31 protein-coding genes are annotated in these 25833 nt (G+C 60.8%); 14 read left to right on the top strand and 17 right to left on the bottom strand.

Features of this window, described 5'->3' with window-relative positions:
- Nucleotides 1–23: 23 nt before the first annotated feature.
- The 6 genes from BB029_RS09495 to BB029_RS09470 all read right to left on the bottom strand — a co-directional run bounded on the left by BB029_RS09495 (nucleotide 24) and on the right by BB029_RS09470 (nucleotide 6337).
- A complete protein-coding gene (locus BB029_RS09495) occupies nucleotides 24–1805 on the bottom strand; it encodes a DUF1302 domain-containing protein (protein ID WP_081744486.1) in 1782 nt (593 codons plus the stop codon).
- 482 nt (nucleotides 1806–2287) lie between these two features.
- Entirely contained in the window at nucleotides 2288–3199 is a 912-nt protein-coding gene (locus tag BB029_RS09490) for an SDR family oxidoreductase (RefSeq protein ID WP_065939020.1), read from the bottom strand.
- A 237-nt stretch (nucleotides 3200–3436) separates the two neighbouring features.
- The gene (locus BB029_RS09485; protein WP_065939019.1) at nucleotides 3437–4339 is read right to left on the bottom strand and encodes an alpha/beta fold hydrolase; all 903 of its coding nucleotides are present in this window, start codon (nucleotides 4337–4339) and stop codon (nucleotides 3437–3439) included.
- On the bottom strand, nucleotides 4339–5121 hold the full coding sequence (locus BB029_RS09480) for a class II aldolase/adducin family protein (protein WP_065939018.1): 783 nt from the start codon (nucleotides 5119–5121) through the stop codon (nucleotides 4339–4341). Before BB029_RS09480 ends, BB029_RS09485 begins: the two co-directional genes overlap by 1 nt.
- A 153-nt stretch (nucleotides 5122–5274) precedes the next feature.
- Nucleotides 5275–5961, bottom strand: coding sequence for an LrgB family protein (locus BB029_RS09475; RefSeq protein ID WP_065939017.1), 687 nt, complete (start codon nucleotides 5959–5961; stop codon nucleotides 5275–5277).
- Entirely contained in the window at nucleotides 5951–6337 is a 387-nt protein-coding gene (locus tag BB029_RS09470; protein ID WP_065939016.1) for a CidA/LrgA family protein, read from the bottom strand. The genes BB029_RS09475 and BB029_RS09470 overlap by 11 nt, the downstream gene beginning before the upstream one ends.
- 98 nt (nucleotides 6338–6435) lie before the next feature.
- Here BB029_RS09470 and BB029_RS09465 point away from each other — a divergent pair, with 98 nt between their 5' ends.
- Nucleotides 6436–7332 carry a LysR family transcriptional regulator gene (locus BB029_RS09465; RefSeq protein WP_027607636.1) on the top strand — a complete coding sequence of 299 codons (897 nt, stop codon included), beginning with the start codon at nucleotides 6436–6438 and terminating at the stop codon, nucleotides 7330–7332.
- Here the strand turns inward: BB029_RS09465 and BB029_RS09460 are convergent.
- Nucleotides 7313–7768 (bottom strand): flavodoxin, encoded by a 456-nt coding sequence (locus BB029_RS09460; protein WP_065939015.1) that lies wholly within the window; start codon nucleotides 7766–7768, stop codon nucleotides 7313–7315. The two genes, BB029_RS09465 and BB029_RS09460, sit on opposite strands and share 20 nt — an antisense overlap.
- A gap of 129 nt (nucleotides 7769–7897) precedes the next feature.
- Here BB029_RS09460 and BB029_RS09455 point away from each other — a divergent pair, with 129 nt between their 5' ends.
- Nucleotides 7898–8365 (top strand): PAS domain-containing protein, encoded by a 468-nt coding sequence (locus BB029_RS09455; RefSeq protein ID WP_065939014.1) that lies wholly within the window; start codon nucleotides 7898–7900, stop codon nucleotides 8363–8365.
- A 58-nt stretch (nucleotides 8366–8423) separates the two neighbouring features.
- Complete coding sequence (locus tag BB029_RS09450; RefSeq protein WP_065939013.1) at nucleotides 8424–9029, top strand: hypothetical protein; 606 nt, start codon at nucleotides 8424–8426, stop codon at nucleotides 9027–9029.
- Between the two features lie 2 nt (nucleotides 9030–9031).
- On the opposite strand, the gene BB029_RS09445 is transcribed toward BB029_RS09450, so the two are convergent.
- On the bottom strand, nucleotides 9032–9991 hold the full coding sequence (locus BB029_RS09445; RefSeq protein ID WP_065939012.1) for a MerR family transcriptional regulator: 960 nt from the start codon (nucleotides 9989–9991) through the stop codon (nucleotides 9032–9034).
- A 214-nt stretch (nucleotides 9992–10205) separates the two neighbouring features.
- Between BB029_RS09445 and BB029_RS09440 the strand changes: the two genes are divergently transcribed.
- From BB029_RS09440 to BB029_RS09415, 6 genes are read left to right on the top strand one after another with little or no spacing between them, the layout of a single operon-like run.
- Nucleotides 10206–10766: an antibiotic biosynthesis monooxygenase gene (locus tag BB029_RS09440; protein ID WP_065939011.1), complete on the top strand. Its 561-nt coding sequence runs from the start codon at nucleotides 10206–10208 to the stop codon at nucleotides 10764–10766.
- 57 nt (nucleotides 10767–10823) lie between these two features.
- Nucleotides 10824–11534: a dihydromonapterin reductase gene (gene folM, locus BB029_RS09435; protein WP_065939010.1), complete on the top strand. Its 711-nt coding sequence runs from the start codon at nucleotides 10824–10826 to the stop codon at nucleotides 11532–11534.
- Between the two features lie 20 nt (nucleotides 11535–11554).
- Nucleotides 11555–12115 carry a GTP cyclohydrolase I FolE gene (gene folE / locus BB029_RS09430; RefSeq protein ID WP_065939009.1) on the top strand — a complete coding sequence of 187 codons (561 nt, stop codon included), beginning with the start codon at nucleotides 11555–11557 and terminating at the stop codon, nucleotides 12113–12115.
- Nucleotides 12116–12117: 2 nt separating this feature from the next.
- Nucleotides 12118–12489 (top strand): dihydroneopterin triphosphate 2'-epimerase, encoded by a 372-nt coding sequence (folX, locus tag BB029_RS09425; protein WP_003194073.1) that lies wholly within the window; start codon nucleotides 12118–12120, stop codon nucleotides 12487–12489.
- 23 nt (nucleotides 12490–12512) lie between these two features.
- Nucleotides 12513–12809: a DUF1244 domain-containing protein gene (locus BB029_RS09420; RefSeq protein WP_065939008.1), complete on the top strand. Its 297-nt coding sequence runs from the start codon at nucleotides 12513–12515 to the stop codon at nucleotides 12807–12809.
- Nucleotides 12802–13143, top strand: coding sequence for a HopJ type III effector protein (locus BB029_RS09415; protein ID WP_065939007.1), 342 nt, complete (start codon nucleotides 12802–12804; stop codon nucleotides 13141–13143). The genes BB029_RS09420 and BB029_RS09415 overlap by 8 nt, the downstream gene beginning before the upstream one ends.
- Nucleotides 13144–13245: 102 nt before the next feature.
- Here BB029_RS09415 and trxB read toward each other — a convergent pair whose 3' ends face one another.
- Nucleotides 13246–14208, bottom strand: a complete 963-nt coding sequence (gene trxB, locus BB029_RS09410) for a thioredoxin-disulfide reductase (protein ID WP_025858049.1) — start codon at nucleotides 14206–14208, stop codon at nucleotides 13246–13248.
- Between the two features lie 294 nt (nucleotides 14209–14502).
- On the opposite strand from trxB, the gene cysZ reads away from it, so the two are divergent.
- Together cysZ and BB029_RS09400 are read left to right on the top strand one after the other, a co-directional pair.
- The gene (gene cysZ / locus BB029_RS09405) at nucleotides 14503–15267 is read left to right on the top strand and encodes a sulfate transporter CysZ (RefSeq protein ID WP_027607646.1); all 765 of its coding nucleotides are present in this window, start codon (nucleotides 14503–14505) and stop codon (nucleotides 15265–15267) included.
- A 54-nt stretch (nucleotides 15268–15321) separates the two neighbouring features.
- Entirely contained in the window at nucleotides 15322–16500 is a 1179-nt protein-coding gene (locus tag BB029_RS09400) for a glycosyltransferase family 1 protein (protein ID WP_065939006.1), read from the top strand.
- Between the two features lie 857 nt (nucleotides 16501–17357).
- On the opposite strand, the gene BB029_RS09395 is transcribed toward BB029_RS09400, so the two are convergent.
- From BB029_RS09395 to rplU, 7 genes are all read right to left on the bottom strand, one after another.
- Nucleotides 17358–18461 (bottom strand): NADH:flavin oxidoreductase, encoded by a 1104-nt coding sequence (locus tag BB029_RS09395; RefSeq protein ID WP_065925973.1) that lies wholly within the window; start codon nucleotides 18459–18461, stop codon nucleotides 17358–17360.
- Between the two features lie 147 nt (nucleotides 18462–18608).
- Nucleotides 18609–19091, bottom strand: a complete 483-nt coding sequence (locus BB029_RS09390) for a glutathione peroxidase (RefSeq protein WP_065925972.1) — start codon at nucleotides 19089–19091, stop codon at nucleotides 18609–18611.
- Nucleotides 19092–19192: 101 nt separating this feature from the next.
- The gene (locus BB029_RS09385) at nucleotides 19193–19657 is read right to left on the bottom strand and encodes a CreA family protein (RefSeq protein ID WP_065939005.1); all 465 of its coding nucleotides are present in this window, start codon (nucleotides 19655–19657) and stop codon (nucleotides 19193–19195) included.
- 16 nt (nucleotides 19658–19673) lie between these two features.
- Complete coding sequence (proB, locus tag BB029_RS09380; protein WP_065939004.1) at nucleotides 19674–20792, bottom strand: glutamate 5-kinase; 1119 nt, start codon at nucleotides 20790–20792, stop codon at nucleotides 19674–19676.
- Nucleotides 20793–20901: 109 nt separating this feature from the next.
- Nucleotides 20902–22125, bottom strand: coding sequence for an Obg family GTPase CgtA (gene cgtA / locus BB029_RS09375; RefSeq protein ID WP_015885843.1), 1224 nt, complete (start codon nucleotides 22123–22125; stop codon nucleotides 20902–20904).
- 194 nt (nucleotides 22126–22319) lie between these two features.
- Complete coding sequence (gene rpmA, locus BB029_RS09370) at nucleotides 22320–22577, bottom strand: 50S ribosomal protein L27 (RefSeq protein ID WP_003176049.1); 258 nt, start codon at nucleotides 22575–22577, stop codon at nucleotides 22320–22322.
- 34 nt (nucleotides 22578–22611) lie between these two features.
- Complete coding sequence (gene rplU / locus BB029_RS09365) at nucleotides 22612–22926, bottom strand: 50S ribosomal protein L21 (protein ID WP_003176051.1); 315 nt, start codon at nucleotides 22924–22926, stop codon at nucleotides 22612–22614.
- Between the two features lie 239 nt (nucleotides 22927–23165).
- On the opposite strand from rplU, the gene BB029_RS09360 reads away from it, so the two are divergent.
- The 3 genes from BB029_RS09360 to BB029_RS09350 all read left to right on the top strand — a co-directional run bounded on the left by BB029_RS09360 (nucleotide 23166) and on the right by BB029_RS09350 (nucleotide 25085).
- Nucleotides 23166–24134 (top strand): polyprenyl synthetase family protein, encoded by a 969-nt coding sequence (locus BB029_RS09360; protein WP_027607652.1) that lies wholly within the window; start codon nucleotides 23166–23168, stop codon nucleotides 24132–24134.
- Nucleotides 24135–24326: 192 nt separating this feature from the next.
- Nucleotides 24327–24668 (top strand): zinc ribbon domain-containing protein YjdM, encoded by a 342-nt coding sequence (locus BB029_RS09355; RefSeq protein ID WP_003230858.1) that lies wholly within the window; start codon nucleotides 24327–24329, stop codon nucleotides 24666–24668.
- Nucleotides 24669–24827: 159 nt separating this feature from the next.
- Nucleotides 24828–25085: a hypothetical protein gene (locus tag BB029_RS09350; RefSeq protein WP_003194088.1), complete on the top strand. Its 258-nt coding sequence runs from the start codon at nucleotides 24828–24830 to the stop codon at nucleotides 25083–25085.
- A 60-nt stretch (nucleotides 25086–25145) separates the two neighbouring features.
- Here BB029_RS09350 and BB029_RS09345 read toward each other — a convergent pair whose 3' ends face one another.
- Complete coding sequence (locus BB029_RS09345) at nucleotides 25146–25763, bottom strand: FKBP-type peptidyl-prolyl cis-trans isomerase (RefSeq protein WP_003176055.1); 618 nt, start codon at nucleotides 25761–25763, stop codon at nucleotides 25146–25148.
- Nucleotides 25764–25833: the final 70 nt, after the last annotated feature.

Below are 25833 nucleotides of genomic sequence, written 5' to 3'. Positions count from 1 at the left end.
TTGTCCTTCTTTTTTAAGCCAAATCAGAAGTTCACGCCGAAGCTGAGGGCGAGGAAGTCGCGGTCGGTCAGGGTGTTGTAGTCGCCGCCAAAGAAGTCGGTGTAGCTGAGGCTGGCGGTGTAGGTGCTGCGATAGTCTGCATCCACGCCGACGCTGATGGCCTTGGCGCCTTTATTGAAGATCCCGTTGGGCCCGTAGCCGGCCACGTCATGGGACCAGGACAGGTTGGGCTTGAGGTTCACCCCGGCAATCGCATTGTTGTAGTCGAGGATCGCCCGCGCGCGGTAGCCCCAGGAGGTGGAGGTGACGAAACCGTCGGTGTCACCCTGGAAACCATAGGCGCCGTACACCGAGTCGCGGCCGTAACGCAGCTTGGATTTATCCTCCAGGCCGGCGACATGGACCACGGCCGCTTCGCCCACCAGGGTCAAGCGTTCAGCGCCCAGCACCTGGTCGAAGAACTGAGTCATGGTGCTTTGGATCTGGGTGATTTCCTTGCGGCGGTAGCCCTTGTTGTCGGCGCCGAAGGAGGAACGGATCGGCGATGCCGCATTGCCGGCAATCGGGTTGATCAGAGCCAAAGTCAAGTCAGTGGTGTTGAGCTGCACCGGTGCATTCGGGCGGTAGCTGATCTCGCCGGTCCACGCCGTACCGGTGGGCAGGGTGGTGGAGAAGCTGGCACCGAACAGGCGGATGTCTTCCGGATAGTCGAGGTAGTACTGGCCACGGCCAAGCATGGTGCTCTGGGCCAGGGCCGAACCGAAGCCCGCCGGAGCAGCCGCCGCGATACCACCGATGGTCGCCAGATTGGTGTTGGCGGTAATCGTGCCCACAGTCGGCGTACGGCTGTGGTAGTTCATGAAGTACAGGCCGTACTCCGTGTCATCGCCCAGCCAGCGCAAGGCTGCGCCGAATTGGCCGGAGTCCCGTGCATCGCGATCACCGGCACGCTGCACCACCACACCTTCGCGGGTCACCACAAAGCCTTGGCCGCGAGCCGCTGCGATCGGTTGGAGCGGTGCAATCGCCGGACTACCCACCGTGTAGTTGCCGGTGCAGCCATCCGCCGCCACGTCATTGCCAAAGAAGGTGCCGCAGTTATCCAGCACCGTCTGATCCCACTCCAGCTGGTAGAAGCCTTCCACGGTCAGTTGGTTGGTCAGGCTCTGGGACGCGAACAGCATGTTGACCGGGATCAGCCCTTCCTTGATCTCGGCACCGGGCCGACGGAACGCCGACACGTCAATCGGGTTGATGCTGTTGATGGAGTTGCCGATGAAGGTACTTTCGCCCCAACTGACCACCTGCTTGCCTGCGCGCACGGTGCCCGGCAGGTCGCCCAGGGAGTAGTTGTGGTAGACGAACGCATCGAGGATCTGCGCGCCGCTGGACTTGGCGCCTTCCTTGCGGTTGTGGTCACTGATCTGCTTGAACTCGCGGTCTTCGTCCTTGAGTTCGAAGTCGTACCAGTACTTGCCGCGCACGAACACACCGGTGTCGCCGTACTTCAGCTCCAGGTCATGCAGGCCTTTGAAGATCTTGGAGAAGGTCTCGCCCTTCTTGAAGTTGAGACGCCCGTCATCCCCCGTGGAAGCTTGCCCCGTGCCGCCATTGACGGTGCCCACGAGTTTTTTATCGGCATCGCGCATGCCCCAGCTCGAGCCGACCGACAGCGAGGAGTCGAATTGCCCTTCGATCTCGCCAATGTTGAAGGAAACAGCCTGTGCCTGGGCACAGCAACCCAACGCAACCGCAGCGGCCAGCGCCTGTGGCGTGAAGATGGCGCGCATTGTTGTTTTTGTCATGCGTCTTCCCCGGTGAGTGACAGAAGGCCTCACCCTACTGCCGCGCATCAGGAGCGATAAGCGCACCAAGGAGGGATTCGCTCTATCGCTCGAAAGGATGACAAGCCGCTCTGGCCGGGGTGCGGGCGGGCCCATGGATTGGGTGGATGGCGGGTTATCAGGGGAATGGATGGCATGCCCTGAAACTGTTGCGCTTTCAGTAACAGTCCTTGTCATGAATCGGGATTACTCATTTTGTAACAACCGACTATTCTTGCCTGGCTTTCAGGGCAAACAGCCCGCTTCCCCATCGGGAAGAACAGCCAGATTCGAATGGATTGATGCCTTTTTTCAATCTGTTACCCGTGTTCACTGACGTTGATTTGTCGCTCCTTGATCCAACGTCTGACTTCAGCCGCTGCGTTTGCAGCGGCTTTTTTTTGTCTGAAATAAAACGGGGCGCCATCAGCGCCCCGTGGGATTCAAGCTTTTTCAAGCAACGATCACAGGCTGTACTTCTGCAAGTTCGCCATCATCTCCTTCAGCGCTTCGATGTTGTCGTTGGGGTGGGCTGCGCCTTCAAAGTCGCAGATCTGCGCCCAATGCGCCGCCACGTCATCGGGGGAGAACCCGGCTTCAGGGTCGAAGCCCACGCCCAGGCTGCGTTCCCAGCGGGTCTTGCCGATCCAGCCACCACCCACCTCGAACAGCCCGGACGTTTCCTGGCACGCTTCGCTGCCCAGGTACACCACCAGCGGGCTGACCAGCTCCGGCTTGAGGCGCTCGAACACTTGCGGCGGGATCAGACCTTCGGTCATGCGCGTACCGCCGGTGGGGGCAATCGCATTGACCAGAATGTTGTTCTTGCGCCCTTCCAGGGCCAGGGTGCGGGTCAGGCCGTACAGCCCGAGCTTGGCCATGCCGTAGTTGGACTGGCCGAAATTGCCGTAGATGCCCGAGGTGGACGCGGTGAAGATCACCCGGCCATAACCTTGCTCACGCAGGTGAGGCCAGGCGGCGCGGGTGACTTTGTAGGCACCTTCGACATGCACGCGGTAAACCAGGTCCCAGTCGGCGTCGTCCATTTTGTGGAAGGTTTTGTCACGCAGGATGCCGGCGTTGTTGACTACTACGTCGATGCGGCCGAAAACATCGAGGGCGTTCTGGACGATTTTGTCACCGTCGGTGACAGAGTCATGGTTGGCCACGGCGACACCGCCCGCAGCACGAATCTCGGCGACCACTCGATCGGCGGCGGAGGCATTGGCGCCCTCGCCCTGGGTAGAGCCACCGAGGTCGTTGACCAAGACCTTGGCCCCGTGCCTGGCGAACAGCAGCGCATGGGCCCGGCCCAATCCGCCGCCGGCACCGGTGACGATCACGACCTTATCCTGGAACTGCACTGACTCACTCATACCAAACTCCGCTGGCGACAATGGGAATGGTTCGAGTGTCCGGCAACGCGCCTGCGGTCACAATAAATACGGCGGAGGATGAATGGTGCTCGATAAGGCTGGGGGATGATGACTCGTCTCTCTGCAGGAGCGAGCTTGCTCGCGAAAAATCCCAGAGCGCCGCGTGGTGTCAGGATTCCCACGTTATTGTTGACGATTTTCGCGAGCAAGCTCGCTCCTACAGAAACGGATTCGGGATCAGGAATAGGCCACTTGCGAGGCCGGCTGCCCGAGCCGATCACGAAAGGCCTGGTAGTGCCTGAGCACCTGCACCGGCGCCTCGATCTGCGGGTAGTGGCCGATATTGGCCAGCAACACCGTGTCGGCGTCGGGCACCAATTGCTGGTAACGCTCGACCATATGAGCGCCGGAGATCGGGTCCACTTCGCCGTCGATCACCCGCAACGGCACTTCGCCGCGCTGCATCGCGCCGACCCAGCGATCACGCAGGCGGCGGCGCTGGGGGACGTAGGCGATCAGTTTGTGCAGGATACGCGTGCCGCCGTTGCCGTTGATCAGGCTCCAGAAATCATCCAGGGCACTTTCACTGGGGCGGGTGTCGGGGCCGAATATCTGGCTGAAGCTGTCTGCCAGGGCATTGCGCCCGAACGCGCGGCCGATCATCCAGCCCAGGGGGCTGAGCAAGAGCTTTTGCACCAGCGCCAGGCGATGGGTTTCGGGGAACAACCCGCCATTGAGGAACACACAGCTGGCCATCTCAAACCGGCCTTCGTAGTGGCGGGCCAGGAGTTCCTGGGCGACGCTGTCACCATAATCATGGGCCAACACATGCACCGGCTGTTCCACCCGCAAGTGTTCGAGCAGGGCCTGTTGCAAGTCCGCCTGTTCCAGCAGGCAGTAATCATGGTCCAGCGGCTTGGCCGAGTCACCGAAGCCGAGCATGTCGCAGGCGATCACCAGGTGCCGTTGGGCCAGGGGTTGCCACAGGTAATGCCAGTCCCAACTGGCCGTGGGGAAGCCATGGATCAGCAGCAGCGGTTCGCCCTGCCCGGCCACCCAATAGCGAAGGGTACGGCCGCGAAAGACGAAATCCTGGCCACGCTTGCGCCAGGCTCTGAGCGGGATTTCGGCGAGTGGCATCAGCGGTTATACCCTGGGTCTTGCAGGTCCAATTTGCGCAGCAAGGCCGGCCAGGCCAGCGCGCCGCCCATGCCTTGGGCACTTTTTGTAACAGCCGCCACCATCGCCTTGGCACCGGCAAGAATCTGCGGCCCGATGGCGATCAATTCGGCGCCGCCGCTCTGCGCCAGCACCTGAATATCGCAGGCACGCTGGAAGGTGAACATCATCAGAAAGGTGTCGGCAATGGTACTGCCGCAGGTCAGCAGGCCATGGTTGTGCAGCATCAGGAAATTGCTATCCCCGAGGTCGGCCTGCAAGCGGGCTTTTTCTTCGTGGTTCAAGGCCACGCCTTCGTAGGCGTGATAGGCCAGGCTCGACAGCACGAAGAGCGATTGCTGGCTGATGGGCAACACGCCCTGCTGCTGTGCAGCGACGGCCACACCCGCAGCCGTGTGGGTGTGCAGCACGCACGTCACATCATGGCGAACTTCATGGATGGCACTGTGGATGGTGTAGCCCGCCGGATTGATGTCGTAGGGGCTGTCCATCAGTTTGTTGCCTGCCAGGTCGACCTTGACCAGGCTCGACGCGGTGATCTCGTGGAACATCAGCCCGTAGGGGTTGATCAGGAAATCATCGGTGCCCGGCACCTTGGCCGAGATATGGGTGAAGATCAGGTCATCCCAGCCATGCAGCGCCACCAGGCGATAGCAGGCCGCCAGGTCGACGCGGGTCTGCCATTCGGCAGCGCTGACCTGGTCTTTGACATTCTGCGGCGATAGAACGGGGGCTAGGCTCACGGCGATGACCTCCTTGGCGCACTGTCTTATTGTTGTTTTTTTGTGTGATGGGCCAGTCTAGTCAGACCTCATGCCTGCCGGAGTTGCCTTGGCAGCCAGCTTGATGACCGAGCGGGTCAGTTCAGAGAATAGTTGAAATTTGTTTAAAGCGCGTCAGAGAAGCGCCGCCAGAAAAGGCACGGCAAACAGGTTGAGCAACCCCGTCAACACCATCACCAGGCCAGCGACCGAGCCCTCTTCGCCCCCCACTTCATGGGCGCGACTGACACCCGCACCGTGGGCGCCCACGCCAAACAACGCGCCACGTGCCAGGGGTGTCCGCAGCGGCAGCCATTTGAGCAATACACCACCGAGCATGGCGCCGAACACACCGGTGAACATCACAAACACCGCCGTCAGCTCCGGCACGCCACCCAGGTCGGAAGACACCGGCATGGCGAACGGTGTGGTGATCGAGCGCGGCACCAGCGACATCGTCACCGCGCTGTCCAACGCCAGGGCTTTTGCCAGGCCGAACGAGGTCGCGATCGACGCCACGCTGCCCGCCATCATGCCCAGCAGCAACGCCGGCCAGTGCCGCGCCAGCAAGCGGCGCTGCTGCCAGATCGGCACGGCAAACGCCACAGTCACCGGGCCCAGCACCAGCATCAGCCAGTGGGTGTCGGTGGCGTATTCGGCATAGGCGGTGTGCATCGGCACGGCCACCGCCAGCAACAGTGCCGGCACCAGGATCAGCGGCGACAGCAGGTAGCGCCCGGTACGTCGGTAGAGCCAGCGGCTGAACACGTAGGCGCCCAGGGTCAAGGCGAGCCAGAACACCGGCATCAGCTCAAGCTTCATGGCGCAACCTCCAGCGGCACACCGCTTCTACCGTAAACGCCGTGACCAGCATCACCGCCAGCGTGCTCAAGCCGATCACCAACAGGATGCGCCAGCCATCGTTGCGCAGCAGGCCACCGTAATCGAGCAGGCTCATCAGGGCCGGGATGAAGAACAGCAGCATCTCGGCCATCAACACCCCGGCGCCCAATTGCAGTGCCGCCGGTTTGACCAGGCCGCTGGCGAACGTTGCCAGCAACAGGCCCAGGCCCAGCACGCCACCGGGAATGGGCCAGGCCAGCCAGGTCGCCAACTGGGTGCCCAGCAGATAAATCGCGAGCAGCACGACCAGTTCAGTCAGCAAACGGCCAAGGTGTTTGAAGGGAAAACGTTTCATGGGCTTTGGGTCCTCGCAGGCCCCTATTTTAGAGTGCGGCCTTCCATCCCCACAGCGAATTGTTAGACTGCCAACCATTCCAAACTGGAATCAGGCCGATGGAATTCAAACAGCTGCGCAGCTTTGTCGAAGTGATCCACCGAGGGGGCTTTACCCAGGCGGGGAAAACCCTGCATATCAGCCAGTCCGCCGTCAGCAAACAGGTGGCGCAACTGGAGCAAAGCCTTGGCACACCGCTGCTTGACCGCATCGGCTCGCAGACCCGCCTGACCGCCGCCGGCCAGGTCGTACTGCAACGCGCCGAAGCCATGTTGCGCCTGCAAGCCGAACTGCTGAGCGAGCTGGACGATATGCAGCAGCTCACCCGCGGCGAGTTGCGCCTGGGCCTGCCGCTGCTGGCGGGTGACACGCTGTTCGCCGGGCTGTTTGCCGAGTACCGCCGGCGCTACCCGAACGTCACCATCCAACTGCTGGAAGGCGGCAGCCGCAATATCGAACAGGCCATCCTGAGCGGTGAGCTGGAAGTGGGCGGCAGCTTGAAACCCAATGACCCGGCGTTTGCCTGGCAAGCCTTTTGCGATGAACCCCTGGACGCACTGCTGCCGATTGACCACCCCCTGGCGGACAACGCCCAGGTGCGCCTTGAGGAATTGGCGGACACGCCGTTCCTGATGTACCAGCGCAGCTTTGTGCTTAACGACCGCCTGATGCAGGCGTGTCAGCAGTTGGGTTTTACCCCGAAGGAAATCGGCCGCAGCGGCCAGGCGGACTTCCTCGCAGCCTTGGTGGCCGCCGGCCAAGGCGTGGTGCTGCTGCCCAGCGTGGTCGCCCGTGGGCTGGTGCGACCTGGGGTGGTGCGCCTGACGTTGAAGGCGCCCGATTACCTGCGCTGGGACATTGCCTTTATCTGGCGTGAGGGCGCCTACCTGTCGAAAGCCGCCCAGGCCTGGCTGGCGTTGTTACGCGAGTTTCCGGTCAAGCGCGCAGTGCAGTGACCAGCTCGGCCAGCCATGGCTCGGCGTCGGCTTCCGGGGTGACGCTTTCGCTGGCGTCCAGGCGCAGCATCGGCAGCACTTCACGCACACCCAACTCGCCGAACAGCTCGCGCATTTGCTCGCCACCGCCACAGAAGGTATCGCCGTAGCTGGCATCGCCCAGGCCGATCACTGCGCCGGGCAACCCGCGCCAGGCGCCGGGCAGTTGGTCGCGAATGGAGGAATACAGGGGTTGCAGGTTGTCGGGCAATTCCCCCATGCCGGTGGTGGAGGTCACCGCCAGAAAGGCTTGCGGACTGAAGGCTAGTACATCCGCCAAGGTCGCACGGGGATTGTGCCAGGCCTCAAAGCCGGCCTTGTTGAGGAGGTCGGCGGCGTGGCGCGCGACTTCTTCAGCCGTGCCGTACACCGAGCCGGAAAGGATGGCGACTTTCATCAATCTGATCCTGTAGTTGAGCGAAAGCCTGGGATATTAGCAGCTGGCGCAAATATTTCGGCGCCCGCCGTGCAAGATTCAAGGCATGTCTTAAACTGCCCACTCCAACCACAAGCCATGGACCGCTCAATGATTAACGCCAAGCTGATGCAAATGGTGATCAACGCTTCCAACGACGGCATCGTCGTCGCTGAAAGAGAAGGCAAGGACAAGCCGCTGATCTACGTGAACCCTGCATTCGAACGGCTGACCGGCTACACCCTCGACGAAATCCTCTATCAGGACTGCCGCTTCCTGCAATCCGGCGACCGCGACCAGCCGGCCCTGATGGCCATCCGTGACGTGTTGGAGAACGGCGGTGCCTGCCGGGAAACCCTGCGCAATTACCGCAAGGACGGCAGCCACTTCTGGAACGAACTGTCCCTTTCAACGGTTTACAACGCCGCGGACAAGCAGACGTATTTCGTCGGTGTACAAAAGGACGTCACGCTCCAGGTCAAGGCCCAGCAGCGTGTTGCGCAGTTGGAAAGCGAACTGGCCCAGGTCAAAGCCGAGCTGGCAGTGCTCAAAGTGACAAGCGGATTAAACAAAATTTAGAAAGTGCAGCGATAAGAGCAGATAATGGCACTTTAGCACCCTCCATTGAGCAAGCACGATGCAACGCAATGCGCTTCTGACCCAGGATGAGCTGGATTTCATTCAGAACATGCAGCACAACCCGCAACTCAACCTGCGGGATGCTTCGTCGAGCCTGACCGTCAACGGCGGTGCGCAGATTCGCGACTTGCTCACCCGCCTCGCCGCCCACGACCATGTCACCATCCAGGCGCAGTTCGACAACCAGCAACTGACCTTCCCCCTGCATCTGGTGGAGGATGAGTTCAATGCGGTGCATCTGCGTTTGGGCGTGCCGAGTATTTTCGAAGACGGGCCGATGATACGCCCGTGGCGCCTGGCGCTTGAAACGCCGGTGGTCCTGGAGAACATCCGGGGCACTGCGAGCGCTCTGTGGGTGCATGAAGTGTCATTCAAGGGCGTGCTGGTGGAGATTCGCGGCCGGAGCAAGCCGCCAAAAACCTTTTCCCTGTGGTTCAGCCCGTCGGGGTACGAACGCATCGCGCTGCGCGGCGCGTTCGAGCGGGAAACGGCGCGGGGCTTGTTTGCCTACCGCTTGAGCCAAAGCGATGCGGATGAAACCGAGCGTCTGCGTCAGTTCATCCTGCACCAGCACCGCCTGGTCCACCCGCACATGCATGCCTGAAATCAGGTATCCAGCCCGCCGCTGAGAAACTGTTGCAAGCGCCGCCGCATCAAGCGACCTTCATTGCCCAGGCAGCCGATGGACGTGCCGGCCAGGTCGTCCTCGGCAAGATCCGACGCCGCACCTGCAAGCAGCAGCGGGCAATCCAGAGTCAACGCCAAGCGGTTCAAGCGCCCGGCAAGATCATGGTTATGCGAGTAATTGGAGAAGAGGACCAGCGCCTGTGGGTGAGTCTTCTCGCAGACCAGCGTCAGCTCATCAAACGGCTGCCCCATGCCCAGCACCTTCACGGCCAGGTCATCCCGGCTCATCAAGAGCGCCGCCACCAGCAACTCCAACTTGCGGCACTCACCCGCCATGGCCGCCAGCAATACCCGCGGCACGGGTGAAGCACACGCCAGTTGCAGGCGCTCCAGGGCACGTACTCGCAGGAAGTTGTCGAAGAACAACCACTCGCTGGCCTGGCCGAAACGCCCCTGATGACGCAACAGCTCATTCCACAGAGGCATCAGAATGTCCTGGAACACCACATCAAGTGGGTAGGTAGCCAGAATCTGCCCATACACACGTTCCAGTTGACGGTCATCGAAGTCGCTGGCGGCCTGCATCAGCCGCGCCTGCCACTGCGGCCATTCACTTTCCTCGACCGCATCGCGCTGCGCACGAACGGCTTCGGCCTGCTGATCGTCGCGAGCGAGGATCTTGCCCACTTTGCTCACGGCCACGCCGCGCTCGATCCAATCGAGAATACGATGGACTGTCTGTATATCGGCCTTGGAATAGAGGCGATGCCCACTTTCGGTGCGCGTGGGCTGTATCAGCCCATAACGGCGCTCCCAGGCACGCAGGGTGACCGGGTTGACGCCTGTCAATCTCGAGACTTCACGGATCGGAAACAGCTCATCGGAATCAGTGGAATCCAGATGCGAAACACTTTCAAGCGGAGCAGTAATCACGGGCATTTTTGACCAAAAAACCAACGTTAACTGGGCGCTCATTTAACGCCTTTACACCTGTCTTTTTCAAGTTTCCCGCTTTTCGGACCAATGTCGCTGGTGTATTCGGGTAAAACAGGAATAATCCTTGCCTGCTTTTTACACGTCGCTGCAACACCCCGCAGCTTCGTCTGTGCGCCACCTACACGGTCCAGTGCACCCGTACATTTGGAGATACACAATGTCTACCTCTCCCGTCACCTTGATGGTTGCGCGCCGCGTGGCCAAAGGGCGCTATGAAGAACTGATGGCCTGGCTGCGCGAAGGCGAGCAATTGGCCACCGACTTCCCCGGTTACCTGGGCTCCGGCGTGCTGGCCCCACCGCCCAATGACGATGAATTCCAGATCATTTTCCGCTTCGCCGATGAGAAGACCCTGCACGCCTGGGAGTTTTCCGCCTCACGCAGTGCGTGGTTGAGCCGTGGCAGCGATTTGTTCGCCGACCCGTCCGAGCACCGTGTACGGGGCATCGATGGCTGGTTTGGCGCAGCGGGTGCCCGTCCGCCACGCTGGAAGCAGGCGGTGGCGATCTGGCTGGCGTTTTTCCCGGTGTCGCTGCTGTTCAACTTCGTCCTGGGGCCGCTGCTCAGTGAACTCGAGCTGGGGCCACGGGTGCTGGTCAGCACAATGGCACTCACGCCCTTGATGGTGTACTGGTTCATTCCGCTGTCGACCCACCTGCTGGCGAACTGGCTGCACCCAGCGCCAGCCCCGCGCAAGGCCTCCGAAGCGGCGGCGTGAGTACAGGGGCGGCCCGTCGCTGGTATGATTTGCGCCTGCCAGCGACGCGAGCCTCCCATGACTGCAACGAACGCCCCGATCCTGATCACCGGTGCCGGCCAGCGCGTCGGCCTGCATTGCGCCGAGCGCCTGCTGGACGAAGGCCAGCCGGTGATTTTCAGCTACCGCAGCGAACGCCCCGGCGTGCAGGCCCTGCGTGAGCGTGGCGCAGTCGGCGTGTTTGCCGACTTTTCCACCGAAGCCGGGATTCTCGCGTTTATCGCTGAACTGAACACCCACACCCAAAGCCTGCGTGCGATCATCCATAACGCTTCGGCTTGGGTCGCGGAGGCGCCGGGCGACGAAAGCCGTGCCTTTACCGACATGTTCAGCGTGCACATGCTTGCGCCGTACCTGATCAACCTGCATTGTTCACCCTTGCTGCAACGCTCTACACCTGCCGACATCGTGCATATCAGCGATGACGTGGTGCGCAAGGGCAGCCGCCAGCACATCGCCTACTGCGCCACCAAGGCCGGGCTCGACAGCCTCACGCTGTCGTTCGCCGCGCAGTTTGCGCCGCTGATCAAGGTCAACGGCATCGCCCCGGCGATGGTGATGTTCAACGAAGGCGACAACGCGGCCTATCGCACCAAGGTGCTGGCCAAGTCGGCCCTGGGCATCGAGCCTGGTCCCGAGGTGATCTACCAGAGTGTGCGTTACCTGCTGGACAACCCCTATGTCACCGGTACCACCCTGACCGTCAACGGCGGGCGGCATATCAAGTAAGCCGTTTGTGAGGATGTTGCATGACCTTATCCCTGCCCCACCATTACCGCGAGATCCTCAAGGGCCTGGGCGAAGACCCGGAACGCGAAGGCTTGCTCGACACCCCCAAGCGTGCCGCCAAGGCCATGCAGTACCTGTGTCATGGCTATGAACAGAACCTCGAGGAAATCGTCAACGGCGCACTGTTCGCCTCCGACAACGACGAGATGGTGATCCTCAAGGACATCGAGCTGTATTCACTGTGCGAGCATCACCTGCTGCCCTTTATCGGCAAGGCCCACGTGGCCTATATTCCGACCGGCAGGGTGCTGGGCCTGTCGAAGCTGGCGCGCATCGTCGACATGTTCGCCCGGCGCCTGCAGATCCAGGAAAACCTCACCCGGCAAATCGCCGACGCCATCCAGGGCGTGACCCAGGCCGCTGGCGTGGCCGTGGTGATCGAAGCCAAGCACATGTGCATGATGATGCGCGGCGTGGAAAAACAGAATTCAACCATGAACACCTCGGTGATGCTCGGCGCGTTCCGCGAGTCGAACACCACGCGCATGGAGTTCCTGCAACTGATTGGACGGAGCAAGTAGCAATGCCACAACTTCAACCAGGCATGGCGCGCATCCGGGTCAAGGACCTGTGCCTGCGCACCTTCATCGGTATCAATGAGGACGAAATCCTCAACAAGCAGGATGTGCTGATCAACCTGACCATCCTGTATGCCGCCCAGGAAGCCGTGCGCGACAACGACATCGACCACGCGCTGAACTACCGCACCATCACCAAGGCCATCATCGCCCACGTGGAAGGCAACCGCTTTGCCTTGCTGGAGCGCCTGACCCAGGAACTGCTGGACCTGGTGATGAGCAACGAATCGGTGCTGTACGCCGAAGTCGAAGTGGACAAGCCCCATGCGCTGCGCTTTGCCGAGTCGGTGTCGATTACCCTGGCGGCCAGCCGCTAACCCCTGAATTGTCAGTGAGCCCTATGAACGATCAACAACGCCTCGAACTCGAAGCCGCCGCCTTCCGCCGCCTGGTGGCGCACCTGGACAGCCGCAAGGATGTGCAGAACATCGACCTGATGAACCTCGCCGGTTTCTGCCGTAACTGCCTGTCCAAGTGGTACAAGGCCGAGGCCGACGAACGCCAGATCGAGCTGAGCCTCGATGACGCCCGTGAAGTGGTGTACGGCATGCCGTACGCCGAGTGGAAAGCCCAATTCCAGCAAGAAGCCAGCGCCGAGCAACAGGCGGCGTTTGCCAAAGGAAAAACCCATGACTGATTTGAACACCCTGCGCGCCAGCCTCAACAGTGGCGAACACGTTTTTGCCGACACCCTGGCATTTGTCGCTGCCGGTTACGATTACCAGCCACAGGCCTTCACCAATGGCGATGTGGAAAACGCTGCCGGGCAGAACGAAGGTTCGTGCAAGACCTTGGGCCTGGCCCTGCTGGAAGGCTTGAGCAACCAGGAAGCGCTGCTGGCGTTTGGCGAGCATTACCGCTCGGTGGTGGCCACGCCTGAGGGCAGTGACCATGGCAATATCCGCGCGTTGATTGCCCATGGGTTGGCAGGTGTGAAATTCGCCGCCCAGCCACTGACCCGCAAATCCTGAGTCAGATGCAGATCAAAATGTGGGAGAGGGCTTGTCCCTCCCAGATTTAAATTGCACCCATAAAAAAACCGGCCTCGTAGCCGGTTTTTTTATTTCAACAATTTAGAACGCAGCGTCCTTCAAACCGTCGAGGTAACGCTCGGCGTCCAGGGCCGCCATGCAACCGGCGCCGGCCGAGGTGATGGCCTGGCGGTAGACGTGGTCGGCCACGTCGCCGGCAGCGAAGATGCCTTCGATGTTGGTCGCGGTGGCGTTGCCTTCACGACCGCCTTGCACCACCAGGTAACCGTCTTTGGCTTCCAGCACGCCTTCGAACAACGATGTGTTCGGGGTGTGGCCGATGGCGATGAACACGCCGTCGACTTTCAGCTCGTCGAAGCTGCCGTCGTTGTTTTTCAGGCGAGCGCCGGTCACACCCATGTTGTCGCCCAGGACTTCATCCAGGGTGGCGTTGAGCTTGAGGATGATCTTGCCTTCGGCGACACGGGCGTGCAGCTTGTCGATCAGGATCTTCTCGGCGCGGAACGTCTCGCGGCGGTGAACCAGGGTCACGGTGCTGGCGATGTTGGCCAGGTACAGCGCCTCTTCCACGGCCGTGTTGCCGCCACCGACCACGGCGACCGGCTTGTTGCGGTAGAAGAACCCGTCACAGGTGGCGCAAGCGGAAACACCCTTGCCCATGAACGCTTCTTCCGATGGCAGGCCCAGGTAGCGAGCGCTGGCACCGGTGGCGATGATCAGTGCGTCGCAGGTGTAGACGCCGCTGTCGCCGGTCAGGCTGTAAGGCTTCTTGGAGAAGTCGACCTTGTTGATGTGATCAAACACGATCTCGGTTTCAAAGCGCTCAGCGTGCTCTTTCATACGCTCCATCAACACCGGGCCGGTCAGGCCGTGGACATCGCCCGGCCAGTTGTCGACTTCAGTGGTGGTGGTCAACTGACCGCCCGCCTGCATGCCGGTGATCAGCAGCGGCTTGAGGTTGGCCCGGGCAGCGTAGACGGCAGCGCTGTAACCGGCAGGGCCGGAACCGAGAATAATCACTCGCGAATGACGGGTATCAGACATGACTCACTCCTATCGACCGCCCGGACTACAAGACGGCTGGAATAAAAAAGGGACCACGAAGCACTTGGGGAAGGCTTTAACTCGCAGGCCCTGAAAAATAATGGGTGCAGCGTATCGAGGGGGGCAAGATTAAGGAAATACGGAATAACAATCCAGCTCATAGGCGGTCTCTATGCAGTCAGGCCGATTAATCGACGCCTTTGTTACCGTTGATGTCGTCACACCGACCACGCTTTCGCCTTGAAGGCAAAGCCGGTAAGGTCGGCGCGTTCGTCATCCTGCTCGGAGTTCTCCATGCCCGCCCCTGTTCTTTCCGGCCCGCAATACCTGCGTGAAGGCCTCAAACTGGTGCTGAGCCCCGGCCTGCGCCTGTTTGTGCTGCTGCCGCTGGCGATCAACCTGGTGCTGTTCGTCGGCCTGATCTACTTTGCCGGCCATCAGTTCAGCCTGTGGGTCGACCACTTGATGCCAACCCTGCCCGGCTGGCTGAGCTTTCTGAATTACCTGCTATGGCCGCTGTTTGTGGTGCTGGTGGTGCTGATGGTGTTTTTCACCTTCACCATGCTCGCCAATATCATCGCGGCACCGTTCAACGGCTTTCTTTCCGAGAAAGTCGAAGTGGTGGTACGGGGTACCGATGATTTCCCGGCCTTCAGCTGGGGCGAACTGATTGAAATGGTTCCGCGTACCCTGGCCCGGGAAATGCGCAAGCTGGGCTACTTCCTGCCACGGGCCATCGGCCTGTTTATCCTGTCGTTCATTCCGGTGGTCAACCTGATCGCCGCGCCACTGTGGTTGCTGTTCGGCGTGTGGATGATGGCGATCCAATACATCGACTACCCGGCCGATAACCACAAGCTGGGCTGGAACGAAATGCTCGCCTGGCTGCGCCAGAAGCGCTGGCAGAGCATGAGCTTCGGCGGCATCGTCTACCTGGTGCTGCTGGTGCCGGTGGTCAACCTGCTGATGATGCCGGCGGCAGTGGCCGGGGCGACGTTGTTCTGGGTGCGCGAACAGGGCGCCGAAGCCATGGCGACGCCGAAAGTGGCCAAGTCATAAATCCATCATCTGCATGACACAATGGCGACATGGCCCACGGCGACACTGTGGGTCATGACGACAGCTTCGCTTCACATCACTCTCATCACCGAAACCTTCCCGCCAGAGATCAACGGGGTGGCCAATACCCTTGGCCGCCTGTGCGAAGGTTTGCGCGCGCGCGGCCATCAAGTCGAACTGGTTCGCCCGCGCCAGGGCGCCGATGCAAGCCGGCCCAGCGATGATGGCTTGCTGCTCTGCCGCGGCTGGCCGCTGCCGGGTTACCCAGGCCTGCAATGGGGCCAGTCGTCGATGCACAAGTTGCTGCGCCGCTGGACACGCCAGCGCCCCGACGTGCTCTACATCGCCACCGAGGGCCCGCTGGGGCTGTCGGCGCTGCGGGCGGCGCGGCGCCTGGGAATCAGTGTGGTCAGCGGTTTTCACACCAATTTCCAGCAGTACTCCAACCAGTACGGCCTGAGCCTGTTAAGCCGCATGGTCACGCACTACCTGCGTTGGTTTCATAACCGTTCGACCTTGACCCTGGTGCCCAGTGCCAGCCAACGCCTGGAACTGGAGCGTCGGCATTTCGAGCGCCTGGGGATGCTGGCGCGCGGGGTGGACAGCCAGTTATTCCACCCGGCCAAGCGTGACAACGCACTACGGGAAAGCTGGGGCCTGGAAAACGACGATATTACCGTGCTGCACGTGGGGCGCCTGGCCCAGGAGAAAAACCTCGGGCTGCTCAAGCGCTGCTTTGACGCGCTGCAGGCAACTTATCCACAGCGTCGGCTGAAACTGATCATCGTCGGCGATGGCCCGCAACGCCCGATGCTCGAGCGCGACCTGCCCGATGCGGTGTTCTGCGGCACCCAGCGCGGCGAAGAACTGGCGCGACATTACGCATCAGGGGACGTGTTCCTGTTCCCCAGCCTGACCGAAACCTTCGGCAATGTGGTGCTCGAAGCCATGGCCTCCGGGCTGGGTGTGGTGGCATACGACCAGGCGGCGGCGACCCAGCATATCCGCCATGGTTACAACGGTGTGCTGGCCATGCCGGGTGATGAGGACGCGTTTTGCGATGCGGCCAGATGGTTGCTGGAAGACAGCGAACATTTGCGCAGGGCCCGCCTCAATGCACGCCAACATGCGAGCCGCCAGGGCTGGCCGGCGATTATCGAGCAGTTCGAGAACCAGTTACGCGATGTGTGCGCAGAACATTTGGCAGCTCCAACACTGCCTGACATTCGTTGAACGCTCTACGAATGAAGTAGGCCAATTCCCCGCCCTGCCTGCCTACCCCTTGAATACTGGTTTCAACGGTAGGAATGCCTGCCTGAGACTGCCTGAATCGGCACGCCACAACAGGATATTTCCGGAACGTCGAGCGAATTATCGCCACTTATATGACGCCTGCCGTAAGAGGGGGTGTGTCCCTGTGAAACACACTCGAACAAGGCAGGTCATTCATGCTGAAAAACTAATAGAGAGCACTATGTCGACACTGATAAATGGATCAATGGCGCTGAGATTCCAACCATTCAACCCCTCCGCATGGGCATCCCCATCCGGAAGCGGTCAAAACCACCAGAACCACACCAACACTGGCTGGAACCGCCCGCAACCTTCGCGCCCGCAAAACAACTGGCAAACGGCGCAGAATGACTGGCAACGCCCATCGCACAACCATGACAACCGCCCGCAGCCCACACGCCCGCAAAACGCCTGGCGGCCGGCGCAGAACGACTGGCAACGCCCATCGCACAACCATGACAACCGCCCGCAGCCCACACGCCCGCAAAACGCCTGGCGGCCGGCGCAGAATGACTGGCAACGCCCGCAGCCCACTGACAGCCTTCCATTACCTGGTGGTACGCGCCCAAACCAGGAGCAATGTTCCGTCAGGCCACCTCAATGGGTACGTTCCGACCAGACGGACAGCACTTCTAGCTTTAACCAATATGGACCAAGGACAAGGCAATAAGCATTGAGGCGAATGATGGCCTGAACACAAGCGGAAGGCCGGGTACTCAATACCCAGCCTTTCGCCTGAAACAGCGAACCCTCACGCTCAGCCGTCGATAGCGAACGCCGGCTGGGCTCCAACGCCCCTACACCAGAGTCGTCAACGCCTCGCGACTGAACGGCAGAATGTCGCCTTCACGACCTTCACGCACCTTCACGGCCCAATCCGGATCTACCAGCAGCGCACGGCCAACAGCGACCAGGTCGAACTCATCGTTGTTCAAGCGCTCCAGCAGTTTTTCCAGACTGGCCGGTTGCGCAACCTTGTCGGTGTTGACCATGAACTGCAGGAATTCGCCATCCAGGCCGACACTGCCCACGGTGATCGTCGGTTTGCCCGTGAGTTGGCGGGTCCAGCCGGCGAGGTTGAGGTCGGAACCTTCGAACTCCGGCTCCCAGAAACGGCGGGTGGAGCAGTGGAAAATATCCACACCGGCATCAGACAACGGCTTGAGGAATTCACCCAAGGCCTCGGGGGTTTGCACCAGGCGCGCGGTGTAGTCCTGCTGCTTCCACTGGGAGAAACGCAAGATGATCGGGAAGTCCGGGCCGACGGCGGCGCGGGTGGCCTGGATCAACTCGATGGCAAAGCGCGAACGGTTGGCCAGGCTGCCGCCGTATTCGTCGGTGCGCTGGTTGCTGCCTTCCCAGAAGAACTGGTCGACCAGGTAGCCATGTGCGCCATGGATTTCCACGCCGTCCATGCCGATGCCCTGGGCATCCTTGGCGGCTTGGGCGAACGCGGCAATGACATCCTTGATGTCCTGGGTGGTCATGCCGTGGACGACCACGTTGCCATCCTTGAGTTTTTCCATCGGGCCGTAGGCCGGCACACTGGCGTCAGGCTCGGTACCGATGCGGCGCACACTGCCCACGTGCCAGAGCTGCGGGACAATCTTGCCACCTTCGGCGTGCACGGCATCGACGACCTTCTTCCAACCGGCCAGCGCCGCCTCGCCGTAGAAATGCGGGACATTCGGGTAGCCGTTGGAGGCCGGGTGACCGACCACGGTGCCTTCGGTAATGATCAGGCCCACGCCGGCAGCGGCACGGCGGCGGTAGTACTCGATGACCTTGGAATCAGGCACGCCACCTGGGGAAAACGAACGGGTCATCGGCGCCATGACCACACGGGTCGACAGCTGCAGTGCACCGAGCTGGAACGGTTTGAACAAGGCTTGGACAGGCATGGGAGCACTCCGCGGAAGACGAGGTTTATGATGCGGATAATATGAGGAGTGCAGAGTGCTGAACAGCACTATTGATTTGGGTGATTAAGGGGTATGAAAGCAGCGGCCAGCTTCAAGCCTGAAACTTGAAGCTGCGCCTGCTGGTGCTCAATTCAGGGCTTTTTCGATAGCCTGCACGACCGTTGGATCATCCGGTGCGGTGCGCGGCGAGAATCGCGCGAGGACCCGGCCATCCTTGCCCAGCAGGAATTTCTCGAAATTCCAGGTGATATCCCCTGGAAACTCGGCGCCCTCGCCCGCCAGCAAACGGTACAGTTGGTGACGCTCAGGGCCATTCACATCGAGTTTGCTGCCCAGGGGGAAGGTCACGCCGTAGTTCAGGCTGCAGAACTCGCGGATTTCTTCCTCGGTGCCCGGTTCCTGGCCTGCAAACTGGTTGCACGGCAGGCCAAGCACGGTAAATCCCTGGTCCTTGTACTGCTGATAAAGGTTTTCCAACGCCGCGTACTGCGGGGTCAAGCCACATTTGGAGGCTACGTTGACCACCAGCACAACGTGCCCCTTGAAGGGCGCCAGCGGCAGCTCTTGTCCGTCCAAAGCTTTGAGTTTCAGGTCGTGGAAAGCACTCATGACGAACTCCAGATTTCCCATGTTCTTAGCAAAGCAGCGCTTCGAGATTACAACCCGCAAGCCTGCAATCATAGACGCCGATTGCAAAACTCGCCTGCGGATTACTGAGCGGTCGGCCACGGCAGAATGGGAATCGCCGTCACCGCGTTCTGCGGGCTGCCTTCGATCAAGCGGTCACTGTAGACCAGGTACACCAGGGTATTGCGCTTCTTGTCGAGGAAACGCACCACCTGCATGGTCTTGAACACCAGCGAAGTACGTTCCTTGAACACTTCGTCGCCGTCCTTGAGCTCGCCCTTGAAGCGGATCGGGCCGACCTGACGGCAGGCGATCGAGGCTTCGGCACGGTCTTCGGCCAGGCCCAGGCCGCCTTTCACGCCGCCGGTCTTGGCGCGCGACAAATAGCAGGTCACGCCGTCGACCTTGGGGTCATCGAACGCTTCGACCACAATCCGGTCGTTGGGGCCGACAAACTTGAACACCGTTGACACCTGGCCAACTTCTTCGGCCGAAGCCAGCAGCGGCAGGGCCAACAGCAGGCCGAGCAATCCCTTTATCACGCGCATCGTGTATTCCCTTTGTTTAGACCAGGATCAGGTTATCGCGGTGAACCAGTTCCGGTTCCGCCATGTAACCCAAGAGTCCGACAATCGCGTCAGACGATTGTCCGATGATTTTCTGCGCTTCCAGGGCGCTGTAATTGGCCAGGCCCCGGGCGATCTCACGACCGTCAGGCGCCACGCATACCACCATCTCGCCACGGCGGAAGCTGCCCTGCACCAACTTGACGCCCACCGGCAGCAGGCTCTTGTTGCCTTGGGACAACGCCGACACCGCGCCATCGTCGAGCACCAGAGTGCCACGGGTTTGCAGGTGCCCGGCCAGCCATTGCTTGCGCGCTGCCAGCATGCCGCGTTCGGGCGACAGCAACGTACCGATGCGCTCACCGGCCTTGAGGCGATCCAGCACACGCTCCAGGCGCCCACCGACGATGATGGTGTGGGCCCCGGAACGTGCTGCCAGGCGTGCTGCGCGCAGCTTGGTCTGCATGCCGCCACGCCCCAGGGCGCCGCCGACGCTGCCGGCCACGGCGTCGAGCGCCGGGTCATCGGCGCGCGCTTCGTAGATCAGTTGGGCATCGGGGTTGTGGCGCGGGTCGGCGTCGAACATGCCGTCGCGGTCGGTGAGGATCACCAGCAGGTCGGCCTCCACCAGGTTGGCCACCAGCGCGGCCAGGGTATCGTTGTCGCCGAAACGGATCTCGTCGGTGACCACGGTGTCGTTCTCGTTGATCACCGGGATGACCTTGAGCTCCACCAGCGCACGCAAGGTGCTGCGGGCGTTGAGGTAGCGCTTGCGGTCGGACAGGTCATCGTGGGTCAGCAGGATCTGCGCCGTGTGGCGGCCGTGCTCGGCAAAGCTGGATTCCCAGGCTTGCACCAGGCCCATCTGGCCGATGGCGGCGGCGGCTTGTAGCTCGTGCATCGCGCTGGGTCGCGCGGTCCAGCCGAGGCGGCTCATCCCGGCGGCAACCGCCCCGGACGACACCAGCACCAACTCGACACCTGCTTCATGCAAGGCCACCATCTGCTCGACCCAGACGCTCATGGCTGCACGATCCAGGCCTTTGCCATCCGCCGTCAGCAGCGCACTTCCGATCTTTACGACCCAGCGCTGCGCACCTGTCACTTTGCTCCGCATCATCTTCAACCTTAGATTGAGGGCCGCGCGACCCAGCGCCGCCCATAACGTTATACCCGGATACCAAAACGCCGCTCCAGGGAGCGGCGTTCAAGTTTATCGCAACGGATCAGTCGCGCACGTAAATGATTTCCGGACCGTCTTCGTCATCCACGTCTTCTTCGTCCCAATCATCGTCGCCGATGTCGTGGACCGACTTCACGCCGCTGCGGCGCAGGGCACGCTGGTCATCCAGGGCCTGCAACTGGGCACGGGCCTCGTCTTCGATCTGCTGATCGAGTTCGGCGAGTTCGGCCTTGAATACCGGGTCGGCCGCCAGACGGTCGGCACGGTCTTCCAGGTAGCGCATGATGTCGCGGGTCAGGCGCTCGGTGCCTTCTTTGGCGATCGCCGAGATCACGTAGACCGGACCGGTCCATTCCAGGCGATCGACGATTTCCTTGACGCGCTCCTCATGCTCTTCTTCGAGGATCTGGTCGCATTTGTTCAGCACCAACCAGCGATCACGCTCGGCCAGGGCCGGGCTGAACTTGGTCAGTTCGCTGACGATCACTTCGGCGGCGTCCGGTGCACTGGTGTCATCCAAGGGCGCCATGTCGACGAGGTGCAGCAGCAAACGGGTACGGGACAAATGCTTGAGGAAGCGAATCCCCAGGCCTGCACCGTCGGAAGCCCCTTCGATCAGGCCGGGAATGTCGGCGATCACAAAGCTTTTCCAGCGGTCGACGCTGACCACGCCCAGGTTTGGCACCAGGGTGGTGAACGGGTAGTCGGCGACTTTCGGCTTGGCGGCCGACACCGAGCGGATGAAGGTACTTTTGCCGGCGTTCGGCAGGCCCAGCAGGCCCACGTCAGCCAGTACTTTCATTTCCAGCTTCAGGTCGCGCTGCTCGCCCGGCTTGCCCGGCGTGGTCTGGCGCGGTGCACGGTTGGTACTGGACTTGAATCGGGTGTTACCCAGACCGTGCCAGCCGCCCTGTACAACCATCAGTTTCTGGCCGGCCTTGGTCAGGTCGCCAATCACTTCCTGGGTCGCGGAGTCGATGATCGTGGTGCCGACCGGTACGCGCAGTACCAGGTCTTCGCCTTTTTTACCGGTGCAGTCTGTGCTGCCGCCGTTGGAGCCACGCTCGGCATCGAAATGCCGGGTGTAACGGTAGTCCACCAGGGTGTTGAGATTTTCGTCGGCCATCATGTAGATGGAACCGCCGTCACCGCCGTCACCGCCGTTGGGGCCACCGTTTTCGATGAATTTTTCGCGACGGAAACTCATGCAACCGTTACCGCCGTCGCCTGCTTTTACTCGGATGGAAACTTCATCAACGAACTTCATAACAAAACGCCTCTCGCCGCACGGACGAGCTTAAGAAACCAAGACATAAGACTCTTGCAAAAATGAGCGCAGCGACCTCAATCAACAGCCGCAAATCCAGCTGCTCGAGCCCATTACAAACAGCTTTGCAAGAGACTCACTCCACAAACGAAAAAGCCCCGTCGCAAGACAGGGCTTTTCCAGCGATCGCGCAATTAAGCGGCGACAACGCTCACGTAACGGCGGTTGAACGCGCCTTTTACTTCAAACTTGATCACGCCTTCGATTTTCGCGAAGAGGGTGTGATCTTTACCCATGCCAACACCGTAACCGGCGTGGAATTGGGTGCCGCGCTGACGCACGATGATGTTGCCCGGAATGATTTTCTGGCCGCCATACATCTTAACGCCAAGGCGTTTGGCTTCTGAGTCGCGACCGTTACGGGTACTACCACCAGCTTTTTTGTGTGCCATGAGTCAATTCTCCTAGTGAGGAATTAGGCTGAAATTAAGCCTGAATACCGGTGATTTTGATCTCGGTGTACCACTGGCGGTGGCCCATACGCTTCATGTGGTGCTTACGACGACGGAACTTGATGATGCGGACTTTATCGTGACGACCTTGGGAGATCACTTCAGCCACAACGGTAGCGCCAGCAACAACTGGAGCGCCGATGTTCACGTCATCGCCATTGGCGACCAACAGAACGCGATCAAAGGTAACGGATTCGCCGGTAGCGATTTCCAGTTTTTCGATCTTCAGGTATTCACCTGGGGCGACCTTGTATTGCTTGCCACCAGTAACAATTACTGCGTACGACATGGTATTTCTCCGATAATCCTGCTCACCCAGCGCTTTATAAGAAGAGGTATTGGCTGGCATGGCTGCATGGGATGGACGTCCCGAATGCAATTGCGTAAGGCAGGTGCTGCCCAGGAAGTTCAGGGTGCGCGATTGTACGCAAGGTAAATGGGTGTTGCAAGTGGCCGTCTATCGCGCCTTGACACCCGGGGGTCAGGGTCCTAGCATGCCGCGCAACCCTTCTGGAGCGACTGTCGCTGATGCAACCCCAAGCTTTCTACCGCGCGGTCGCGGACGATTTTAGCGCCGTCGACGGCATCATCAAGCAGCAGCTGACGTCTAAAGTGCCGCTGGTCTCCAAAATTGGCGACTACATTACGTCGGCGGGCGGTAAACGCCTGCGTCCTTTATTAGTGCTGCTGTGTGGCAAGGCCCTGGGCCGCGAAGGCGATGACCTGCGCCTGCTGGCCGCCACCATCGAATTCCTGCACACCGCGACCCTGCTGCATGACGACGTGGTCGACATGTCCGGCATGCGCCGTGGTCGCGAGACCGCCAATGCGATGTGGGGCAATGCCCCGAGCGTGCTGGTGGGCGACTTCCTGTACTCGCGCTCGTTCGAAATGATGGTCGAGCTCGGCTCGATGCCGGTGATGAAGATTCTTTCCCAGGCCACGCGCATCATCGCTGAAGGCGAAGTGCTGCAGCTGTCCAAGGTTCGCGACGCCAGCACCACCGAAGAAACCTATATGGAAGTGATTCGCGGCAAGACCGCGATGCTCTTCGAAGCCTCCACACACAGTGCCGCCGCGCTCTGCGGCGCGACCGCCGAGCAGGCCGAAGCCCTGCGAACCTTCGGTGATCACCTGGGCGTGGCATTCCAGCTGGTGGACGACCTGCTCGACTACCGTGGCGATGCAGAGACCCTGGGCAAGAACGTCGGCGACGACCTGGCCGAAGGCAAACCGACCTTGCCGCTGATCTACACCATGCGCGAAGGCACGCCGGAACAGGCGGCTCTGGTGCGCAAGGCGATCCAGAAAGGCGGGATCGAAGACCTGGAGGCCATCCGCGCTGCCGTGGAAGCGTCCGGTTCCCTGGAGTACACCGCGCAACTGGCGCGTGACTACGTAGCCCGTGCGATCCAGTGCCTGCAAGCCCTGCCGGCCAGCGAGTACCGGGATGCCCTGGTTGAGCTGAGTGAGTTTGCGGTCGCGCGTACTCACTAAGACATACCTGCAAGACCAATGTGTGAGGGGGCTTGCTCCCGATGGCGGTGGATCAGCCAGTCGATATATCGACTGGAACACCTTCATCGGGGGCAAGCCCCCTCTCACATTTGGATTTCATACAGCCTGCAACATCACAAAACCCTATATAATGTGCGACTTTTAGTCATCCCTGAATCTCAAGGAGCTTTAGTGAGCACGTTGCCACCCTGCCCGAAATGCAATTCCGAATACACCTATGAAGACGGCGCCCAGCTGATCTGCCCGGAATGCGCCCATGAGTGGTCCGCCAATGGCGAGGCCGAAGTGGCCGGCGATGAAACCGTGAAGAAAGACTCTGTGGGCAACGTCCTGCAGGACGGCGACACCATCACCGTGATCAAAGACCTCAAGGTCAAGGGCACGTCCCTGGTCGTGAAGGTCGGCACCAAGGTCAAGAACATCCGCCTGTGCGACGGCGACCACGATATCGATTGCAAGATCGACGGTATCGGCCCGATGAAACTCAAGTCCGAGTTCGTGCGCAAAGTCTGAACCTGCTGCATCCATCCCGCGCCCGCGCGGGATGGCGTTTTGCCCTCCCCGTTGACTCCTCGCAATATCCACACAGAAAAACCAGGAAACTGCCAATAGGCACTTGCTATTCTACGAATAAGAATTATTCTCATTGAAACCCATCAAGGAGATGTACCCATGACTTATTTGATAGATGCCTGGCTCGACCGCCCACACCCTTACCTGCGCATCCTTCATCGGGAAACCGGCGAAGTCTGTGCGGTGCTGGAAGAAGAAGCGCTGAATGAATTGCAGGATCAGGGAGACCTGGACGTCAACGGCCTGAGTTCGAGTGAACCAGGAGTGCTCAAGGAAGTGGTGCGCAATCTGTTTCTGTTCTGCTATGCCCGAGCGTTGCGCCCGGCGACGGAGCTCAATGGCAAGTTCCATCCATGAACACACCGGCAAGACACTGTGGGAACGAACGGACGCGTTCCCACAGGTAAGCAGCAGGTCTTACAGAACGTCGAGCAGCTCGACGTCAAACACCAGCACGCTGTGCGGCGGAATGCTGCCAACGCCTTGAGCGCCGTAAGCCAGTTCGCTCGGCACGTACAGGCGCCATTTGCTACCGGCATTCATCAGTTGCAGGGCTTCGGTCCAGCCGGCGATCACGCCGCCAACCGGGAATTCTGCTGGCTGGCCACGCTCGTAGGAGCTGTCGAACACAGTGCCGTCGATCAGGGTGCCGTGGTAGTGGGTGCGAACCTGGTCTTCACGGGTCGGCTTGGCGCCGTCACCAGCAGTCAGCACTTCAAACTGCAGGCCGGAAGCCAGGGTGGTGATGCCATCACGCTTGGCGTTTTCAGCCAGGAACGCCAGGCCAGCACCAGCAGCCGCTTCAGCCTTGGCAGCCGCTTCGGCTTGCATGATTTCGCGAATGACCTTGAAGCTGGCAGCCATTTGCTCTTGATCAACACGGCTTGGTTTGCCGGCGAACGCGTCGGTCAGGCCAGCCAGGATCGCGTCCAGGCTCACACCCGGCGGTGGGTTGTCGCGCAGTTGGTCGCCCAACTGACGGCCGATACCGTAGCTGACGCGGGTTTCGTCGGTGGACAGATTAACTTCGGACATGAAGAGGCTCCGCTGTAGGGCAGCACTGGAAACAGTGATGTGCGCGCCGCCCTGAACTAAAAGGGCCAGC

The organism is Pseudomonas sp. S3E12 (genome assembly GCF_001702295.1).
In the GTDB taxonomy this organism is placed as follows: domain Bacteria; phylum Pseudomonadota; class Gammaproteobacteria; order Pseudomonadales; family Pseudomonadaceae; genus Aquipseudomonas; species Aquipseudomonas marginalis.
This window is presented reverse-complemented; position numbering and strand designations above follow the sequence as displayed.

What these genes read in the sequence shown, in the direction of transcription:
- BB029_RS09400 (WP_065939006.1), top strand. Translation starts at nt 15,322, where the DNA reads ATGACGACAGCTTCGCTTCACATCACTCTCATCACCGAAACCTTCCCG.
- BB029_RS09475 (WP_065939017.1), bottom strand. Translation starts at nt 5,961, where the DNA reads ATGAAGCTTGAGCTGATGCCGGTGTTCTGGCTCGCCTTGACCCTGGGC.
- BB029_RS09465 (WP_027607636.1), top strand. Translation starts at nt 6,436, where the DNA reads ATGGAATTCAAACAGCTGCGCAGCTTTGTCGAAGTGATCCACCGAGGG.
- folM (WP_065939010.1), top strand. Translation starts at nt 10,824, where the DNA reads ATGACTGCAACGAACGCCCCGATCCTGATCACCGGTGCCGGCCAGCGC.
- rpmA (WP_003176049.1), bottom strand. Translation starts at nt 22,577, where the DNA reads ATGGCACACAAAAAAGCTGGTGGTAGTACCCGTAACGGTCGCGACTCA.
- proB (WP_065939004.1), bottom strand. Translation starts at nt 20,792, where the DNA reads ATGCGGAGCAAAGTGACAGGTGCGCAGCGCTGGGTCGTAAAGATCGGA.
- folE (WP_065939009.1), top strand. Translation starts at nt 11,555, where the DNA reads ATGACCTTATCCCTGCCCCACCATTACCGCGAGATCCTCAAGGGCCTG.
- BB029_RS09490 (WP_065939020.1), bottom strand. Translation starts at nt 3,199, where the DNA reads ATGAGTGAGTCAGTGCAGTTCCAGGATAAGGTCGTGATCGTCACCGGT.
- BB029_RS09350 (WP_003194088.1), top strand. Translation starts at nt 24,828, where the DNA reads ATGACTTATTTGATAGATGCCTGGCTCGACCGCCCACACCCTTACCTG.
- BB029_RS09415 (WP_065939007.1), top strand. Translation starts at nt 12,802, where the DNA reads ATGACTGATTTGAACACCCTGCGCGCCAGCCTCAACAGTGGCGAACAC.
- BB029_RS09385 (WP_065939005.1), bottom strand. Translation starts at nt 19,657, where the DNA reads ATGCGCGTGATAAAGGGATTGCTCGGCCTGCTGTTGGCCCTGCCGCTG.
- rplU (WP_003176051.1), bottom strand. Translation starts at nt 22,926, where the DNA reads ATGTCGTACGCAGTAATTGTTACTGGTGGCAAGCAATACAAGGTCGCC.
- BB029_RS09420 (WP_065939008.1), top strand. Translation starts at nt 12,513, where the DNA reads ATGAACGATCAACAACGCCTCGAACTCGAAGCCGCCGCCTTCCGCCGC.
- BB029_RS09470 (WP_065939016.1), bottom strand. Translation starts at nt 6,337, where the DNA reads ATGAAACGTTTTCCCTTCAAACACCTTGGCCGTTTGCTGACTGAACTG.
- trxB (WP_025858049.1), bottom strand. Translation starts at nt 14,208, where the DNA reads ATGTCTGATACCCGTCATTCGCGAGTGATTATTCTCGGTTCCGGCCCT.
- BB029_RS09395 (WP_065925973.1), bottom strand. Translation starts at nt 18,461, where the DNA reads ATGCCTGTCCAAGCCTTGTTCAAACCGTTCCAGCTCGGTGCACTGCAG.
- BB029_RS09460 (WP_065939015.1), bottom strand. Translation starts at nt 7,768, where the DNA reads ATGAAAGTCGCCATCCTTTCCGGCTCGGTGTACGGCACGGCTGAAGAA.
- cgtA (WP_015885843.1), bottom strand. Translation starts at nt 22,125, where the DNA reads ATGAAGTTCGTTGATGAAGTTTCCATCCGAGTAAAAGCAGGCGACGGC.
- BB029_RS09485 (WP_065939019.1), bottom strand. Translation starts at nt 4,339, where the DNA reads ATGCCACTCGCCGAAATCCCGCTCAGAGCCTGGCGCAAGCGTGGCCAG.
- cysZ (WP_027607646.1), top strand. Translation starts at nt 14,503, where the DNA reads ATGCCCGCCCCTGTTCTTTCCGGCCCGCAATACCTGCGTGAAGGCCTC.
- BB029_RS09390 (WP_065925972.1), bottom strand. Translation starts at nt 19,091, where the DNA reads ATGAGTGCTTTCCACGACCTGAAACTCAAAGCTTTGGACGGACAAGAG.
- BB029_RS09345 (WP_003176055.1), bottom strand. Translation starts at nt 25,763, where the DNA reads ATGTCCGAAGTTAATCTGTCCACCGACGAAACCCGCGTCAGCTACGGT.
- BB029_RS09360 (WP_027607652.1), top strand. Translation starts at nt 23,166, where the DNA reads ATGCAACCCCAAGCTTTCTACCGCGCGGTCGCGGACGATTTTAGCGCC.
- BB029_RS09445 (WP_065939012.1), bottom strand. Translation starts at nt 9,991, where the DNA reads ATGCCCGTGATTACTGCTCCGCTTGAAAGTGTTTCGCATCTGGATTCC.
- BB029_RS09440 (WP_065939011.1), top strand. Translation starts at nt 10,206, where the DNA reads ATGTCTACCTCTCCCGTCACCTTGATGGTTGCGCGCCGCGTGGCCAAA.
- BB029_RS09455 (WP_065939014.1), top strand. Translation starts at nt 7,898, where the DNA reads ATGATTAACGCCAAGCTGATGCAAATGGTGATCAACGCTTCCAACGAC.
- folX (WP_003194073.1), top strand. Translation starts at nt 12,118, where the DNA reads ATGCCACAACTTCAACCAGGCATGGCGCGCATCCGGGTCAAGGACCTG.
- BB029_RS09450 (WP_065939013.1), top strand. Translation starts at nt 8,424, where the DNA reads ATGCAACGCAATGCGCTTCTGACCCAGGATGAGCTGGATTTCATTCAG.
- BB029_RS09495 (WP_081744486.1), bottom strand. Translation starts at nt 1,805, where the DNA reads ATGACAAAAACAACAATGCGCGCCATCTTCACGCCACAGGCGCTGGCC.